Origin of the sequence: Acinetobacter tandoii DSM 14970 = CIP 107469, from assembly GCF_000400735.1 — a bacterium.
Classification (GTDB): domain Bacteria; phylum Pseudomonadota; class Gammaproteobacteria; order Pseudomonadales; family Moraxellaceae; genus Acinetobacter; species Acinetobacter tandoii.
Genome location: NZ_KE007366.1, coordinates 47,605 through 62,893, shown reverse-complemented (window position 1 = coordinate 62,893; position 15,289 = coordinate 47,605). Strand labels below are relative to the sequence as shown.

17 protein-coding genes and 1 tRNA gene are annotated in these 15,289 nt (G+C 39.0%); 11 read left to right on the top strand and 7 right to left on the bottom strand.

What is annotated here, in order from left to right:
* Position 1: 1 nt before the first annotated feature.
* Genes era through miaE form a run of 5 tightly spaced genes read left to right on the top strand, consistent with a single transcriptional unit; the run spans position 2 to position 3,401 of the window.
* Positions 2–1,030: a GTPase Era gene (gene era / locus I593_RS06820; protein ID WP_016166838.1), complete on the top strand. Its 1,029-nt coding sequence runs from the start codon at positions 2–4 to the stop codon at positions 1,028–1,030.
* A gap of 34 nt (positions 1,031–1,064) precedes the next feature.
* The gene (locus I593_RS06815; RefSeq protein WP_016166837.1) at positions 1,065–1,262 is read left to right on the top strand and encodes an NF038104 family lipoprotein; all 198 of its coding nucleotides are present in this window, start codon (positions 1,065–1,067) and stop codon (positions 1,260–1,262) included.
* 10 nt (positions 1,263–1,272) lie between these two features.
* A complete protein-coding gene (gene recO, locus I593_RS06810) occupies positions 1,273–1,983 on the top strand; it encodes a DNA repair protein RecO (protein ID WP_016166836.1) in 711 nt (236 codons plus the stop codon).
* A gap of 13 nt (positions 1,984–1,996) precedes the next feature.
* A complete protein-coding gene (pdxJ, locus tag I593_RS06805; protein WP_016166835.1) occupies positions 1,997–2,722 on the top strand; it encodes a pyridoxine 5'-phosphate synthase in 726 nt (241 codons plus the stop codon).
* Between the two features lie 22 nt (positions 2,723–2,744).
* Positions 2,745–3,401 carry a MiaE family protein gene (gene miaE / locus I593_RS06800; RefSeq protein ID WP_026440877.1) on the top strand — a complete coding sequence of 219 codons (657 nt, stop codon included), beginning with the start codon at positions 2,745–2,747 and terminating at the stop codon, positions 3,399–3,401.
* A 57-nt stretch (positions 3,402–3,458) separates the two neighbouring features.
* Here the strand turns inward: miaE and I593_RS06795 are convergent, their stop codons facing one another.
* Both I593_RS06795 and I593_RS06790 read right to left on the bottom strand, forming a co-directional pair.
* On the bottom strand, positions 3,459–4,514 hold the full coding sequence (locus I593_RS06795; RefSeq protein ID WP_016166833.1) for a hypothetical protein: 1,056 nt from the start codon (positions 4,512–4,514) through the stop codon (positions 3,459–3,461).
* 90 nt (positions 4,515–4,604) lie between these two features.
* A tRNA-Asn gene (locus I593_RS06790) sits at positions 4,605–4,680 on the bottom strand.
* Between the two features lie 247 nt (positions 4,681–4,927).
* On the opposite strand from I593_RS06790, the gene I593_RS06785 reads away from it, so the two are divergent.
* On the top strand, positions 4,928–5,374 hold the full coding sequence (locus I593_RS06785) for a hypothetical protein (RefSeq protein ID WP_016166832.1): 447 nt from the start codon (positions 4,928–4,930) through the stop codon (positions 5,372–5,374).
* 44 nt (positions 5,375–5,418) lie between these two features.
* Here I593_RS06785 and I593_RS06780 read toward each other — a convergent pair whose 3' ends face one another.
* Positions 5,419–5,853 carry a PaaI family thioesterase gene (locus I593_RS06780; RefSeq protein ID WP_016166831.1) on the bottom strand — a complete coding sequence of 145 codons (435 nt, stop codon included), beginning with the start codon at positions 5,851–5,853 and terminating at the stop codon, positions 5,419–5,421.
* Positions 5,854–5,950: 97 nt separating this feature from the next.
* Positions 5,951–6,196 (bottom strand): hypothetical protein, encoded by a 246-nt coding sequence (locus I593_RS06775; RefSeq protein WP_016166830.1) that lies wholly within the window; start codon positions 6,194–6,196, stop codon positions 5,951–5,953.
* Between the two features lie 213 nt (positions 6,197–6,409).
* Here I593_RS06775 and I593_RS06770 point away from each other — a divergent pair, with 213 nt between their 5' ends.
* Entirely contained in the window at positions 6,410–6,817 is a 408-nt protein-coding gene (locus I593_RS06770; RefSeq protein WP_026440878.1) for a GFA family protein, read from the top strand.
* An 84-nt stretch (positions 6,818–6,901) separates the two neighbouring features.
* Here the strand turns inward: I593_RS06770 and I593_RS06765 are convergent, their stop codons facing one another.
* Complete coding sequence (locus I593_RS06765; RefSeq protein ID WP_016166828.1) at positions 6,902–8,137, bottom strand: pyridoxal phosphate-dependent aminotransferase; 1,236 nt, start codon at positions 8,135–8,137, stop codon at positions 6,902–6,904.
* A 220-nt stretch (positions 8,138–8,357) separates the two neighbouring features.
* Here I593_RS06765 and I593_RS06760 point away from each other — a divergent pair, with 220 nt between their 5' ends.
* Entirely contained in the window at positions 8,358–8,537 is a 180-nt protein-coding gene (locus I593_RS06760) for a hypothetical protein (RefSeq protein WP_016166827.1), read from the top strand.
* 40 nt (positions 8,538–8,577) lie between these two features.
* Here I593_RS06760 and I593_RS06755 read toward each other — a convergent pair whose 3' ends face one another.
* Together I593_RS06755 and I593_RS06750 are read right to left on the bottom strand one after the other, a co-directional pair.
* On the bottom strand, positions 8,578–10,020 hold the full coding sequence (locus I593_RS06755) for a sensor domain-containing diguanylate cyclase (RefSeq protein ID WP_016166826.1): 1,443 nt from the start codon (positions 10,018–10,020) through the stop codon (positions 8,578–8,580).
* 179 nt (positions 10,021–10,199) lie between these two features.
* Complete coding sequence (locus I593_RS06750) at positions 10,200–10,991, bottom strand: A1S_2505 family phage non-structural protein (protein WP_016166825.1); 792 nt, start codon at positions 10,989–10,991, stop codon at positions 10,200–10,202.
* A 222-nt stretch (positions 10,992–11,213) separates the two neighbouring features.
* Between I593_RS06750 and uvrB the strand changes: the two genes are divergently transcribed.
* The 3 genes from uvrB (at position 11,214) to rarD (ending at position 15,056) form a co-directional block, all read left to right on the top strand.
* Entirely contained in the window at positions 11,214–13,259 is a 2,046-nt protein-coding gene (uvrB, locus tag I593_RS06745) for an excinuclease ABC subunit UvrB (RefSeq protein WP_042069012.1), read from the top strand.
* Between the two features lie 123 nt (positions 13,260–13,382).
* A complete protein-coding gene (locus I593_RS06740; RefSeq protein ID WP_016166823.1) occupies positions 13,383–13,979 on the top strand; it encodes a lipocalin family protein in 597 nt (198 codons plus the stop codon).
* Between the two features lie 141 nt (positions 13,980–14,120).
* Positions 14,121–15,056: an EamA family transporter RarD gene (gene rarD, locus I593_RS06735; RefSeq protein WP_016166822.1), complete on the top strand. Its 936-nt coding sequence runs from the start codon at positions 14,121–14,123 to the stop codon at positions 15,054–15,056.
* Positions 15,057–15,289: the final 233 nt, after the last annotated feature.

The window sequence follows — 15,289 nt, the reverse complement described above, 5'->3', positions numbered from 1 at the left end:
CATGTCAAATTCTTCCGATCACAACGATGCTGATCACGAGTCGCAAAGCGACACTAATGATTTAATTAGCCAGTTTTTTAGTGAACAAGGCACTACCATTCCTTCTGATTTCAGAAGTGGTTTTGTTGCAATTGTTGGTCGTCCAAATGTGGGTAAATCAACATTGATGAATCACTTACTGGGACAAAAACTTTCAATTACTTCACGTAAACCGCAAACTACGCGCCATAAAATTGTCGGTATTGATTCGCGTGAAAAATCTCAGGCGGTGTTTGTTGATACGCCAGGGATGCATAAAAAAGAAGTCCGTGCCATCAATAAAATGATGAACCGTGCGGCTTCTTCTGCATTGCGTGACGTTAATTTGGTCATGTTTGTTCTTGATGCAGACAAGTGGACTCAAAATGATGAACTTGTTTTGGAAAAACTTCAAAATGCAGAAATGCCAGTGATTTTAGTGATCAATAAAATTGATACACTTGAAAATAAAAATCATGCATTACCCTTGATTCAAGAGCGTGCAAAATTAATGAATTTTGCTGAGATCGTTCCAGTTTCTGCACTTCGTGGGGCAAACTTAGAGCATCTACGCGACACTATTGAAAAATATTTACCTTTTCAGCCGCCAATGTATTCATTGGATCAATTAACAGATCGTTCTGAGCGTTTCTTGGCTTCGGAAATTATCCGTGAAAAAATTATGCGTCAGCTCGGTGAAGAGCTTCCGTATGATTTAACGGTTCAAATTGAATCATTCCGTATAGAAGATGCTGTTGTACATGAAAAAACAGGCAAACTTAAACCTGCATGTACTTATATTGATGCGACAATTTTTGTGGATCGTCCAGGACAAAAAGCAATTGTGATTGGAGAAAAAGGTTCAAAATTGAAGAAAATCGGTATGGATGCCCGTGTCGATATGGAAAAAATGTTTGAACAAAAGATCATGTTAACGCTTTGGGTGAAAGTGAAAGGTGGTTGGTCTGACGATGAGCGAGCACTGAAAAGCTTAGGTTATAGTGATATCTAAGTCTTCATAAAACAAATCTTATAGGGATAGTGTTATGGTCAAAGTATTTGCAGTTATAGCTTGTGTGTTGTTTTTGCAAGGTTGTATCTACAAGATCGTTACTGTCCCTGTAAAGATTGCTTATAAAACCACAAAAGGCGTGGTGAAAGGAACCGCAGCAGTGGTTGGTGCTGTTATCCCAGATGGGAATGATGAGGACAGCGAAAAGAATGATAAAGATAAGAAAGATTAGTTAATTTCTCATGCGTAACGAAGTACTGCATGGTTATTTAATTCACCATAGAAAATACCGTGAACGTAGTCATATTGTGCATTTATTTACCCAAGAGCATGGGCGAGTTGATGGTATTTTAAGACAAACTCCAGCTCCACAATATCAACCGTTGCGTTTACAAGCATCAGGAAAGTCTGAACTCAAAAATTTCAGTAAATTGGAAATTATGCATCATCCCATTTTCTTTTTTGGTGATGCCTTTTTTTCAGGTTTTTATCTAAATGAAATTTTATTACGCTTATGTCCGCTCGAAGTGGAAATGCCTGAAACTTTTCGGCAATATTCCGCAACCATTCAGCATCTACAAACACTCAATAATCACGCTAATCCAGCACTATTTTTAAGACAAATCCTACGCCAATTTGAACATGCATTATTAGAGGAATTGGGTTATCCACTTGATTTTACAATTGATGCAAATCAAGAGGCGATTCAAGTACATCAAAATTATGCTTTTCAGTTAAATGATGGCTTTATTCCCACTGTTCGGGCTTCATCTTCTACGCTATTGGGTGAGCAGATTCTGAGTATGCAGGATTATGAAAGTGGTAGGGAATTTAACCTAGAACAGTTACAATTATTGTCGAAGCTGTATAGGCAAATGATTACATCCTTGTTGGGGGATCGACCGTTGAAAAGTCGCCAGCTCTGGATTCAAAACACTCAATCTAAAACATGATTAGGAAAAAATGATGGCTGCTTTGCTTGGTGTAAATATTGACCATGTTGCAACTTTGCGACAAGCACGTGGAACAACGTATCCAGACCCAGTTAATGCTGCTTTAATTTGCGAGCAAGCAGGCGCTGAAGGAATTACACTGCATTTACGTGAAGACCGTCGTCACATTCAAGATGATGATGTGCGTCGTATGCGTCCAGCGTTAAAAACTCGTATGAATCTAGAGCTTGCCGTGACACCTGAAATGGTTGCCTTTGCTAAAGAGATTCAGCCACAGCATGTCTGTTTCGTTCCAGAGAAGCGTCAAGAAGTAACCACGGAAGGTGGATTGGATGTGATTGGTCATTTTGAAGAGGTTAAAGCAGCAACACAGGAGCTTACAGCGATAGGGTGTGATGTTTCACTGTTTATTGATGCTGATTTTGCTCAAATTGACGCTGCTGTAGCTTGTGGTGCACCAACCATTGAAATTCATACAGGGGCTTATGCAGATGCTGCAACGCCTGAAGCACAGCAACATGAGTTGGAGCGTATTATACAAGCTTCGCGCTATGCCGCTGAAAAGGGTTTGGTGGTGAATGCTGGTCATGGCTTAAATCTAGAAAATGTTACCCCGATTGCGCAAATTCCTGAGATTCATGAATTGAATATCGGTCATTCTTTAATTGCGGATGCTGTATTTGTTGGTTTGGCGCAAGCTGTGCAAGAAATGAAAGCAGTGATTAAAGCTGCACGTTAATTATCTATTTTAAGATTCAAATATGTCGAATATAAATTACGATGAACTAATGAAGCCAGTCATTGGCTTCTTGGGTTGTACTACGCCACAAGCTTGGTTGGATGAAGCATTGAATCATCTTGAGATTCTGATGCAAGACCATGCCAATTGTGAAAAAAAAGCAGCAGGTACGGCAATGAACCTGATGTTTCGTTACAGCTTCTTTACGGATCTTCAAGTGAAGCTGGCTCAATTGGTGCGTGAAGAAATGCTGCATTATGAGCAAGTGCTTGAGTTTATGAAGAAGCGTGGTCAAGCGTGGTCAAACTTAAGTGCTGGGCGTTATGCGGGTGGATTGCGTAAGGAAGTTCGCACTTATGAACCAGAAGCCTTAATTGATATTTTGATTATTGGAGCTTTTGTAGAGGCACGTTCTTGTGAGCGTTTCTATGCACTGGCTCCGCTTGTGGATGATGAGTTAGGGCGTTATTACCGTTATTTACTTAAATCTGAATCACGGCATTTTGAGGATTATTTGACTTTGGCACTAGATGTTGCACGAACAGGAAAATTGAAGGATCCTGAAGAAGATATACAGCAACGCATTGAACATATTCGTGAAGTTGAAGCAAATCTGATTCTATCGCCTGATGAAACTTTCCGCTTCCATAGTGGTATTCCAGCCATAGTTGCAGCGTAACGTTAGATCATGGTGTTTCAACTGGATGAACCACCATGATTTTACTGAATCTTTTTTTTAATCAGGTTTGCGGAAAAAAAGTCCAATACCAATCAAAAAAATAAGACCAGTTTGCATGAAAAAGGCAGTATTAAATCCTGCATAAAATTGCTGTGCATAGCCTGCAATCATCAAGGCTCCAATCCCATAAAAAAGCATGTATAAGGGTCTAGAGAAAGCATAAAGCACACCAGATAAGCTAAGAAAAAAACATCCTATAGTTATGTAGTGCAGATCCCAAATGACACTATGGACGGCAAATAATATACAGACCAATAATCCAATAGAAAGATTCCGATAACTTTGAAACCCTCTGTCAATACGATAGAAATAAGCGACAAGTAAGGGAATGAAAAGTAATAACAATGGAAAATAAGTTAGCTTGTTACGTCCTAAAAAGAAGCTTGAAGGCTTGGAGGTAATTGGGTTTTCATTAAAGCTTAATCTAACCCAACCATTTTGATAACCTTTGGGTATTTGGGCATTCACTAAAAATTGTAATTGTTGCGCGTGTACAACAGGAAGTACATAGGCATCGCTATGTCCATAAAAGTACCAAGATTGATTGGTTTGGATAGCTTGATAGTCAGTGTTATTTGCTGTATTGAAGTTAAAAAATGGAGTAGGGGTAGATTGAGATGATAAGGATGTACAGGCTTGTATTAATGTGCCATTGGTACAGATAGGTAGGACATAAAATTCAGCATCTTTACGAGAGCTCTGTTGACCACCAAAATCCAAATAAAAATGGAGTTGGCTGCTTTGATTATTAAATGTAGTGGATGGGCTAAGCCAAGCACGATCTCCTAAACTTTTGGTTAATTCATTCAAGTTCAAATTAGTTTCAATTACATTTGAGTCAAATTGACCTATAGGAATAATCCATTGTTGTGTGGCGGGAATGGGTTGATTATTAACAGCATCATATAACACTGGTGGGGTGTTACTCAGTTGTTCGACTTTACCTTGTGGATGACAACTGACTAAGACAAGACCGATCAGAATAAGAAAGCTGATGAGCACAATGCTGAAAATTTTGAGCCTGCGCAAGGTTGAATGGTGTGTCGAATTCATATACTGAACTTTTTATAAAGAATATAAGATATTTTTTTCATTATTTAGGCATAAAAAAGCCCGCTTTAATGCTGCGGGCTTTTTTGTATTTGGCTCTCCAACCTGGGCTCGAACCAGGGACCTGCGGATTAACAGTCCGTCGCTCTACCGACTGAGCTATTGGAGAATCTGAGTGCGATTATAAGCAGATTTTAAAGTAGGTCAAGCATTACTAACATAAAAAGAGAGATTTTAAAGTTGTATGTTTTATATTTGAGCAAATGAAAAGAATTTATAGAAAAAATTAACTTTTGACTTGTACTTTGAAAAAAGCGTTGTTAGATTAATTGAAGAAAGTTGTTGAGGTATAAACCTTAACAGTGTGGATTTAAACCAACTTGCCAGCACTAAAATGGCTAAATCGGAGTAAGCGAATGAATACGCTCAGCATCCCTGAAATTTTTTCTCAATTCTCATATTATCAAGAAAACTATTTATCTTTGATTCAGCAGCCAGAATTGTATTACACGGCTGTGGAAGGAGCTTTTGTATCTATACAACCATTTGCTACGGTGCAATTATATTTAGGTGATTTATTGCAACTGTGGTTTTCAGAAAAGTGGTTGGTTGAATCTGAACGTGAAAGTTGGATTGCAACATATTTTTCTGAGCAGACCGAAGTGCAAGAACGTGTTTATATTTATGCTTTAGAAGGCAAACTCTGGTCCAAGTCATTACAAGCTCAAGCTTGGTTGAAATCACAGCATGCGTCATGTACTGTTCAGCTAGAACGAACTCTGAAATATTATTGCTATTACAAAGCTTTAACTGCACCACAGTCGAAATTAAAATCTGTGCAAAAAACCTTTCATCATGCTTAATTTAATATTATTGCACAACACCAATGGGTGTTGTGCAAAAGCATTTACGCGCGAATAATCATGCATGTGGCTGTCGCATGCGCATAGAGTTTTCCTTCTTCATCTATGATTTTTCCTTCAGAAATCCCCAAATTCTTACTCATGTTGATGACTGTTCCAATCGCAATGAGTTCTTTATTTGGAGGAATTGGACGGCACATTTTAATATTAAGATCGATGGTGCCATAGCCGACACCCGCTTCAAGCATGGTGTGAACCGCACAGCCTGTTACTGAATCAAGTACTGTTGCTGCAAAACCACCATGTACGCCACCTAATGGGTTTAAATGGCGCTGATCTGCCTTGGCTTTAAAGTGAATACTGCCAAGTGTGACTTCATAGGGTGCCATAGGGATCGTTTCACTGATACTTGGTGCAGGTACTTTTCCAGCACACATGGCTTCGAGCAACTGTAATCCAGTCATTTCTTTTATGTTCATTTGCAATCCTTTAATTTATCAAGTTCTAAAAAGGAACTATATGGTTAAGATAATAGTGAGCGCAAAATGAAGTCAAGTGAAGATGAAGACTGGGGGGTTAGGCATCTAGCTCATAAATTTTATCGAGGCTATCTGCTCCCGTTAAAATATGTAGAGAAATGCGTTCACCTGTTGCCCAAGTGGCTTGATCAGAGTTGAAGTCAACATCAACAATATCTAAATCACGGCAAAGGGTTAAAGCACTTTCGATAACGATAAACTGCGGTGAACGGGCTTTTAAGCATTTAGCAATGTAACGTTTAATATTTTGTTGTCGGTATACATCGATAATCTTATAGCGCATGATGAACTCATAGGCATTTAGCTGTGTGTGAGCGTATATTAGAAGATCGAGCCAAAGGTTGCTATGCTTAATGTGTTGCGAAATGTTTGATTCATAAAAATAAATAGGGTTTACATTTATTTATAAAGTGTAAGCAGTAGAATGAGTAAAATTATTTTTTAATACACATTGATGAAAATTAAAATAGTTCAAGAGGTGTCAAAAATGAAAAAAATGCATGCGCAGTGTTTATGTGGGACAACACAATTTGAAGTAAATTTAGCAAATTATCAAGTTCATGTGTGTCATTGCTCGCTTTGTCGTCGGCAAAGTAGTGGCTTACTTATGACGATTGATGTAAAACCTGAAAGTTTGGTTTTTTTAAAACAGGATCAATTGGGAGTTTTTAAATCATCGGAATGGGGTGAACGTGGTTTTTGCAAGCAATGTGGGACCACTTTGTTTTGGCGTATGCACGATCATAGTTATTGTAATATTAATGTGTTTGCACTGGATGAATTGCCTAAAGAGCTGAGTTTAGACATGGAAATTTACATTGATAATAAACCCGATTTTTATTCATTGAATCAGCCAACTAAAAAGTTAACAGAGGCTGAAGTGGTGGCGATGTTTAACCCCTAAATATCTGTCGATAGTTATAAGATATAGAAATAAAAAAGAGCTCAACTGTTGTAGAGCTCTTTTTTTACAAAATAATGGATGGAATTATTTTGCTGCTTTTTCAGCTTCAATCGATGCAATTGCAGCGTCTACGCCTTCAATTGAATCTGCTGCTTTCTTGATACGAGCAAGTGCATCTACAAGTACTTCATCAGCAGTTGCGTAAGAAATGCGCATGAAACCACCAAGACCGAATGCATCACCAGGAACTACGGCTACGCCAGTTTCTTCCAATAACCATTCAGAGAATTCTGTGCAAGATTTTAAACCTTTTGCACGAATTAATGGACGGATGTTGGCATAAGCATAGAATGCGCCATCAGCAGGTAAGCATGAAATACCGTTGATTTCGTTTAAGCCATTCACAACTAAGTCATGACGACGTTTGAATGCTTCAATCATTGGCTCAAGTACATCTTGAGGCCCATTCAATGCAGCTTCAGCAGCAACTTGCGAAATAGAAGTTGGGTTAGAAGTTGATTGAGATTGAATTTTTTTCATTGCGCCAATGATTTTTGCAGGACCCGCTGCATAACCAATACGCCAGCCAGTCATTGCATAAGCTTTAGACACACCGTTTAATACGATTGTGCGGTCATATAAGTCAGGGGCAACAGTGGCGATGTTGTAGAACTCGTCATCCCAACGGATTGGTTCGTACATGTCATCAGATGCAACAAATACTTGTGGGTGACGACGCAATACTTCAGCTAAAGCTTCAAGTTCAGCTTTGGTGTAGATCATACCTGTTGGGTTAGATGGGCTGTTTAGTACCACTAAACGAGTTTTTTCAGTGATCGCCGCTTCTAATTGTTCTGGTGTAATTTTGAAACGCTGTTCTTCACCACATTTCACAATGACAGGTGTACCTTCAGCGATGATTACCATATCTGGATAGCTTACCCAGAAAGGCGCAGGGATAATGACTTCATCGCCTTTGTTTAACAAAGCTAAAGCTAAGTTAAAGAAAGATTGTTTACCACCACAAGAAACCAAAATTTGGTTTGCTTGGTAGTCAAGATTATTGTCGCGTTTAAGTTTTGCAATAATTGCTTTTTTAAGGCCTGGCGTACCATCTACAGCGGTATATTTAGTAAAACCGTTGTTAATTGCTGCAATAGCAGCATCTTTGATGTGTTGCGGGGTGTCGAAATCTGGTTCACCAGCTCCCAAACCAATGACATTTTTACCAGCAGCTTTAAGTTCAGCAGCTTTGTTAGTCACAGCTAGTGTAGGGGACGGTTTGATGGCATTTACACGATCAGATAGACGTACGTCCACGGCGTTATTCCTTCTTATGGAGGGTAAAAAATAAAAAGCATATTATCTTAGCCTAAAAAGAGTGACTGCGTCGTTTAAAAAAAGCACAAATTCATAAAAAAGCGTAAAATAAATCTTTTTTGCTTTGAAAGCAGGCAAAAATTATTAAGTGGTAGGAAGTCACTCGCAACTGAGCGTAAAAAACTTTAAACTACTGTCAGATTTTATTTGAGTCATGGTCATGAGTAAGCAACAGCCTACGAATAAGCCATTGGTGAAACTCCCATTCCCAATGCCAGCAACTGATGAGCAATCGTCAGACTCCGCTGCCCATAATCAGGTGCGTCCTAAACCTGAGCAATATGCAGATCGAACTTGGATGCCTCCACGTGGTACACGACGTTCGATGGGTAAACGTTAAAAAAAGAAGTGCACATGCACTTCTTTTTTTATGAACAAAATTAACGTGTGCGACGTTCATTGTGCTCATAATACTGTTCTTTATTTAGATACATCATTTGGTCTGCACGTTTAAGCATGTCTTCAATACGTTCATGTGCTTTGATAGTTGCATGTCCAATCGATAAGCTAATTGGCTGACTGGCATAAAATTGATTATCGACATGTAGCAGTTCTTGTAAACTCTGCAAGCAGTTGTGTAAGGCTGCTTCATCTGCACCTGGCAAAAGTACCACTAATTCATCACCACCTATTCGGGAAGCAGAATATAAAGTGTTTTGAATGAGCTGATTTAATATACCGCCCATGCGTCGAAGTAGTCCATCACCAACGTCATGTCCTAAACTGTCATTTACTTCTTTTAAGCCATTCATATCCAGAAAAATGCAGGAGACTGGACGTAAAGGACTACGTTCCAAGCGATTCATTTCTTCGGTGTAAAATGAGCGATTGTAAAGTTTGGTCAAGACATCATGTTTGCCCAAATATTCCAGATAATTTTCGGCTTTTTTTCTTGCTGTAATATCGGTCAGAGCAACTTGCACCATGCTCCAATCATCTTTGTAGTCTGGGAAAACGGTAAATTGTAGTAAGACATGTCGGATACTGCCATCAAGGGCATAATTTACGGCTTCCCGTTGATGATGAATGTTGCCATTCCATAATTCAATTAATTGCTCACGGAACGTTTGTACCATTTCTTTCGCAAAAATTTTATGGGTATTTTTGAATAGAGTATCTTTGTCAGCCGCGCCAAACAAATCAAGCGTTGCTTGGTTGACATCAATGATAATAATGTCCTGAATACATTGCAGAATAAAATCATGGTGTACATCTAAGAAGGTTTGAAAATCCTGAATGCCCATGTGCTTGAGTTGATCTAGACGATATTTGATTCGGCTGAAATCTTCGACCCACAAAGAGGTTGGAGAATATTTAAACCTTGATTCAGCAAGTAATCGGTTTTTTTCTTCTAATCGACAGGCTGTTTTATATGGTGTGATATCTTCTGTTGTGATTAATAGTAGTGATAAATCATTTTCATGCCCAGGAATAACTGTACCTCGTAACTGAATATCTAAGCGTTGTCCTGAAATGGTGTAATTGACTGTACTACTGATAAATTCAGTATGACCTTCCCATAAACTGATTAATTCTTGAATATGAGTTTTGGCCATGTCTTGTTTGAAGATGAGATCCAGATTTTGTTGTAAGTGAGCCAAGTCATGTGCTTGAAAGAGCTCTAAAGTTTTGGTGTTGACTTGTAGAATTTTAATTTTACGTGCGCAGTCTAATACGCGAGATTCATCTTCGAGTAAAAAGTGTTGGAGGTCTTGGATACCTTGTGCTCGCCAGAGATCAAATTGTTTTTTGACCTCGCTAAAGTCTTCTAGCCACATGGCGATGGGGGATAATTCAAAAATTGAGGAATCTAATAATTCCATGGATTGCTCGTATTTATTATTTAAGTTGAACTTAGTATAGGGATAATTTTTTCATTTTTAAATCATGTGATTAATAAAAGCATTAAATCTAAATTGGTGATGATTTTGGCATTAAATTTGCCATAAAATGGGGTTGTCTGAACTCATTTTCAGTGCAACCCCATATTAATACAGTTGAATTAGTGAGCTGCTTTTCGGGCTTTATTCTCAGGTTTAGGTGCTGCTATTTCGCGTTGATGATTCCAGACATCGAGGAAATCCTGTTCATTGATGTTGTAAAGTTCAAGTAATGCAAGCACTACACCGCCAATCACCATGCGACTTTCTAAAGGTGAATCGACCTTGAAGCCTTGTGCATCTAATCGGTGCAAAATATCTTCAATTTCAAAAATACGATCTCGCCCATTACTGTCGGTTGGATACATTGGTGTATTTAAAATGATTTGTGCCAGACTTTTTTCATTTTCTGCCAATGGAAGCTGTTCAATCACTTGATCAAGTGGTTTGTTCGGGAAAATAACGTGATCTTGCAAAACAGCTTTTAAGAATGCTTGGCGTAATTTAGGTAAAGCTTGTTCTACAAAAGGACGGAATGAAACAGGGAAAATGACGTTATGAGAAATGCCTTTAAACATTGGTGCAATTTCTTCAACTTTATAACCTGCAACACCACAACCTACGGAAGTAATGAAATATTTGGTTTTAGGATGATGCTTGGTATAAATTTTAAAATCATCAATATAATGTTGAATTTGGGATAGTGGCATTTGTTGTAAATGTTCATTCATGGTGGGAATGGCATAGCTTTGACCAGCCCAGCCACGTCCTGAACCTTTCATGGCACCAAAATGTAATAAGGCAATTTTAGCAGCACCGCCCGCATGCGTACCCGCCAGATTACTGCCAAAAACAAACACGGTATCTTCAGGTAAACTTTTTACAATTGTTTCATCGTGGTAATGGTAGCGCATAAGTACTTTATCTAATCATCATTATTGATTCATGTTGCAACTGAATAGGGCATGGGTCAAGTAGCAGGCTATGCTTTTTTAAACAGATTATTTTTAGGCATCATTTGAAGTAGATGTGAAATATTCGAACATGCTTCATGTAAAAGTCTAACAATGCTTATTGCATGTTGCTCAACTGCCCCCATACTATGTTAAGTCATAAGTGTACCGAAGATGGAAACCATGCAAGAGCGTCAAAAACCTGTGCAAGATAACCAACAACCTTTTGATTTGGTGACTCAGTTTCAACCTGCTGGGGATCAGCCACAGGCAATTGAAAAGCTGGTACATGGTGTTGAGCAAGGTTATCGCAATCAATTATTACTTGGTGTAACAGGGTCTGGTAAGACGTATACCATGGCGAACGTGATTGCTCGGACGCAACGTCCCACTATTATCATGGCGCATAATAAGACACTTGCAGCCCAGCTTTATGGCGAATTTAAAGCATTTTTCCCGAATAATGCGGTTGAGTATTTCGTCAGTTATTACGATTACTATCAACCTGAAGCTTATGTGCCGTCTTCAGATACTTTTATTGAGAAAGATGCTGCCATTAATGATCATATTGATCAGATGCGTTTGTCTGCAACGCGGGCTTTACTTGAGCGCCGCGATGCCATTATTGTCGCTTCGGTTTCTGCTATTTATGGTTTGGGTGATCCGAATGCCTATATGAGCATGTTGTTACATATTGTACAGGGCGATCGAATGAACCGAGATGACATCATTCGTCGTCTGGTTGAAATGCAATATAGCCGTAACGAATTGGAATTTTTACGTGCGACTTATCGTATCCGTGGTGAAATTATTGATATTTTCCCTGCCGAATCGGATCAACATGCGATTCGAATTGAACTGTTTGATGATGAAGTCGATTCCATCCGTTGGTTTGATCCATTAACAGGAAAAATGATTAGAAAAGTCCCACGTGTCACTATTTATCCGAAAAGCCATTATGTAACACCCAAAGATAATCTTGAGCGTGCGATTGGTACCATTCGAGAAGAACTCAAAGATCGTCTTGTATTTTTCCGTGAACACGACAAATTGCTAGAAGCGCAGCGAATTGAACAGCGTACCCGTTATGATTTGGAAATGATGCAGCAGTTGGGTTATACCAATGGCATCGAAAACTATTCGCGTCATTTATCTGGAAGACCATCTGGGGAAGCACCACCCACTTTATTTGATTATGTGCCTGATGATGCCTTGTTAATTATTGATGAATCACATGTGACTGTGCCACAAATTGGCGCTATGTATAAGGGTGACCGTTCGCGTAAAGAGAATCTGGTGAACTATGGCTTCCGTTTGCCAAGTGCGCTAGATAACCGTCCAATGAAATTTGAGGAATGGGAGCGCATTGTTCCGAGTACCATTTATGTGAGCGCAACCCCAGCAAAGTATGAATTGGAAAAATCGGAACAAGTGGTTGAACAAGTGGTGCGACCAACAGGATTAGTTGATCCTGAAATTGAAATCCGTCCAGTATTGACACAAGTCGATGATGTACTGTCTGAGATTAATATCCGTAAAGAACTCAATGAACGTGTTTTGGTGACAACATTAACCAAGCGAATGGCGGAAGATTTGACCTCATATTTAAAAGAATATGGTGTGAAAGTTGCATATTTACATTCAGATATTGATACGGTTGAGCGCGTTAAAATTATTCACGAATTGCGTTCAGGTATCCATGATGTGTTGGTCGGGATTAACTTGTTACGTGAAGGCTTAGACATGCCGGAAGTGTCTTTGGTGGCAATTTTGGATGCTGATAAAGAAGGTTTCTTGCGTTCAGAACGTTCTTTGATCCAAACTATTGGTCGTGCTGCACGTAATTTAAAAGGTAAAGCGATTTTGTATGCTGACCGTATCACTGACTCTATGCAAAAGGCAATTGACGAAACAGACCGTCGTCGTGCTAAACAAATTGAGTTTAATTTAGAACACGGGATTACACCACGAAGCGCTGTGCGTCAGGTTGTCAAAGAAATTGACACAGGTGAAGTGCTCAGTGATGATCAGATTGAAGCCAATATTGCAGATCAGGCACAAGCCTTATCGGCGGATGAACAGCATATTTTGGCGAATCCGAAATTATTTAGTAAACATATTACTAAACTAGAAAAAGAAATGTTGAAAGCATCGAAAGAGTTGCAGTTTGAGCAAGCAGCACGTTTACGTGATGAAATTGTGCGTTTGAAAGCACAGCTGTTGCAATAAAGTCACAAACTTTTTGCAGCAAAATCATTACATAACGCTACAGTGTGTAGGATCAAAGCCCGTTATTTTCTAAAGAAATTACATTCGGGCTTGGTCCAGATCAATCGTTTAAAGGATGTTGTTATGAGTGAAAATCATCTTCCTAAAGCAAGTTGGCGTATAACAAAAATAGTCATTGGTGGGGCGATTTTAGTGGGGTTGGGGGCTGCGACTTTGGCATATGCGCAAACCAAACCCATGCCTGTGGTTGAAAAAGTCGAATTAGACCGCTATTTGGGAGTGTGGTACGAGATTGCTCGGAAACCTATGTACTTTCAAAATAAATGTGCGCGTGATGTATCTGCGACCTATACCTTAAATGAAAATGGCAATGTGAGTGTGGATAACCGTTGTTATTCTAAAGAGGGGATTTTGCAGCAAGCTTTAGGTGAAGCCTTTGTGCAAAATCCGCCATTTAATTCGAAGTTACAAGTCAGCTTTTTACCCGAAGCTGTGCGTTGGATCCCTGTTGCACGAGGCAATTATTGGATTTTGAAACTGGATGATGACTATCAAACAGTGTTAGTCGGCGAGCCGCGCCGTAAATATATGTGGGTACTGTCACGTAAACCAGAAGTAAAACCAGAAGTTATGAATGAATATTTAGAATATGCTAAAAGCTTGGGCTATGATTTGAGTGATTTAATTCGAACAGCACACACTAAAGGCAAAGCAGAATAATTTTAAGACTTAAAATAAATTTTGAAGATACATTATCCGAACACATTCAAAGTTGTGACTTGTGTGAAAGTTATTCTAATCATGACGTATTTTATTTAACTTATCGCTATACTAAGCCCAGCGAATAGTTTGGGTGAAAAGATGTATAAAGGCGTAGCACTGTCGGTATTGGCATCCGTCACATTTGGCGTGCTTTACGGCTATACAGAATTTTTAAAACCTTTAGATAGCGAGCAGACTTTTGCTTGGCGTATGTTGTCGACATTGCCTTTTTTAACCTTGTTTATGTGGTGGTCAGGCGAACTCAAGCTTATTGCTGAATTATTCAAAAAAGTACTCCAAAATCCAATTTATCTCCTTTGGCTGTTCATCAGTTCACTGTTATGTACCTCACAGTTATGGTTATTCCTCTGGGGACCAATCAATGGGCGAGGGTTAGCGGTATCGTTAGGATATTTTTTACTGCCTTTGGTTATGGTGCTGATTGGTTGTGTCTTGCATAAAGAGAAACTTTCCCGTTGGCAACTGTTGGCTGTAATTCTTGCGGCACTGGGTGTTATCCATGAGATTTGGCGTATAGGTAGTGTCGCATGGGAAACATGGTATGTTGCCTTGGCTTATCCTTTATATTTTTATTTACGCCGACGCTTTAAATCCGATCACTTGGGTGGTTTTTGGTGGGATTTGTTTTTAATTCTTCCAGTCGCTTTTTATCTATTATCTGATGCAGAAGCTTTAAGGGTCATATCGCACTACCCGCATCTAATCTGGGCCATTATCGGCTTGGGTTTTTTAAGTGCACTTGGCCTAGGAAGTTATATTCTAGCGAGCCGTTTTTTACCATTTATTTTATTTGGTCTGCTTAGTTATTTAGAACCCGTATTATTGGCGACAGCATCAATTGCTTTGGGTGAGCAAGTTGCGCCAGAAGAATGGCTGACTTACATCCCAATTTGGTGTGCAGTTTTTGTATTGGTGCTTGAAGGGTGTTTACATCTATATAAACAACAGCGTCAGAAACAAAACCTCGTCCGTAATATTGATAAAGCAGAAACACGCTTAAATGATCAAGATTAGTTGTTCTATTAAGGGCGTTTAGGCTAGCTAAGAGTCCACAAAATGAAGGGATTCTCATGTTCTCTTTTGGTGGTTGAAAAGAAAGTCAGTTTTATTAAAATTTGGTAGGAAAAGTACAATCATCATAAAAATTACAACTATTTTGTAAATTTATAATGAATATGTAGGAAAATAGCAGCGACTGAACCAGCTTTTGATTCAAACTTGGCGCTAAATCCTTTACAATCGTTGGG

Coding starts and splice junctions, on each gene's coding strand:
- era (WP_016166838.1), top strand. CDS start 2: ATGTCAAATTCTTCCGATCACAACGATGCTGATCACGAGTCGCAAAGC.
- I593_RS06815 (WP_016166837.1), top strand. CDS start 1,065: ATGGTCAAAGTATTTGCAGTTATAGCTTGTGTGTTGTTTTTGCAAGGT.
- recO (WP_016166836.1), top strand. CDS start 1,273: ATGCGTAACGAAGTACTGCATGGTTATTTAATTCACCATAGAAAATAC.
- pdxJ (WP_016166835.1), top strand. CDS start 1,997: ATGGCTGCTTTGCTTGGTGTAAATATTGACCATGTTGCAACTTTGCGA.
- miaE (WP_026440877.1), top strand. CDS start 2,745: ATGTCGAATATAAATTACGATGAACTAATGAAGCCAGTCATTGGCTTC.
- I593_RS06795 (WP_016166833.1), bottom strand. CDS start 4,514: ATGAATTCGACACACCATTCAACCTTGCGCAGGCTCAAAATTTTCAGC.
- I593_RS06785 (WP_016166832.1), top strand. CDS start 4,928: ATGAATACGCTCAGCATCCCTGAAATTTTTTCTCAATTCTCATATTAT.
- I593_RS06780 (WP_016166831.1), bottom strand. CDS start 5,853: ATGAACATAAAAGAAATGACTGGATTACAGTTGCTCGAAGCCATGTGT.
- I593_RS06775 (WP_016166830.1), bottom strand. CDS start 6,196: ATGCGCTATAAGATTATCGATGTATACCGACAACAAAATATTAAACGT.
- I593_RS06770 (WP_026440878.1), top strand. CDS start 6,410: ATGCATGCGCAGTGTTTATGTGGGACAACACAATTTGAAGTAAATTTA.
- I593_RS06760 (WP_016166827.1), top strand. CDS start 8,358: ATGAGTAAGCAACAGCCTACGAATAAGCCATTGGTGAAACTCCCATTC.
- I593_RS06755 (WP_016166826.1), bottom strand. CDS start 10,020: ATGGAATTATTAGATTCCTCAATTTTTGAATTATCCCCCATCGCCATG.
- I593_RS06750 (WP_016166825.1), bottom strand. CDS start 10,991: ATGCGCTACCATTACCACGATGAAACAATTGTAAAAAGTTTACCTGAA.
- uvrB (WP_042069012.1), top strand. CDS start 11,214: ATGCAAGAGCGTCAAAAACCTGTGCAAGATAACCAACAACCTTTTGAT.
- I593_RS06740 (WP_016166823.1), top strand. CDS start 13,383: ATGAGTGAAAATCATCTTCCTAAAGCAAGTTGGCGTATAACAAAAATA.
- rarD (WP_016166822.1), top strand. CDS start 14,121: ATGTATAAAGGCGTAGCACTGTCGGTATTGGCATCCGTCACATTTGGC.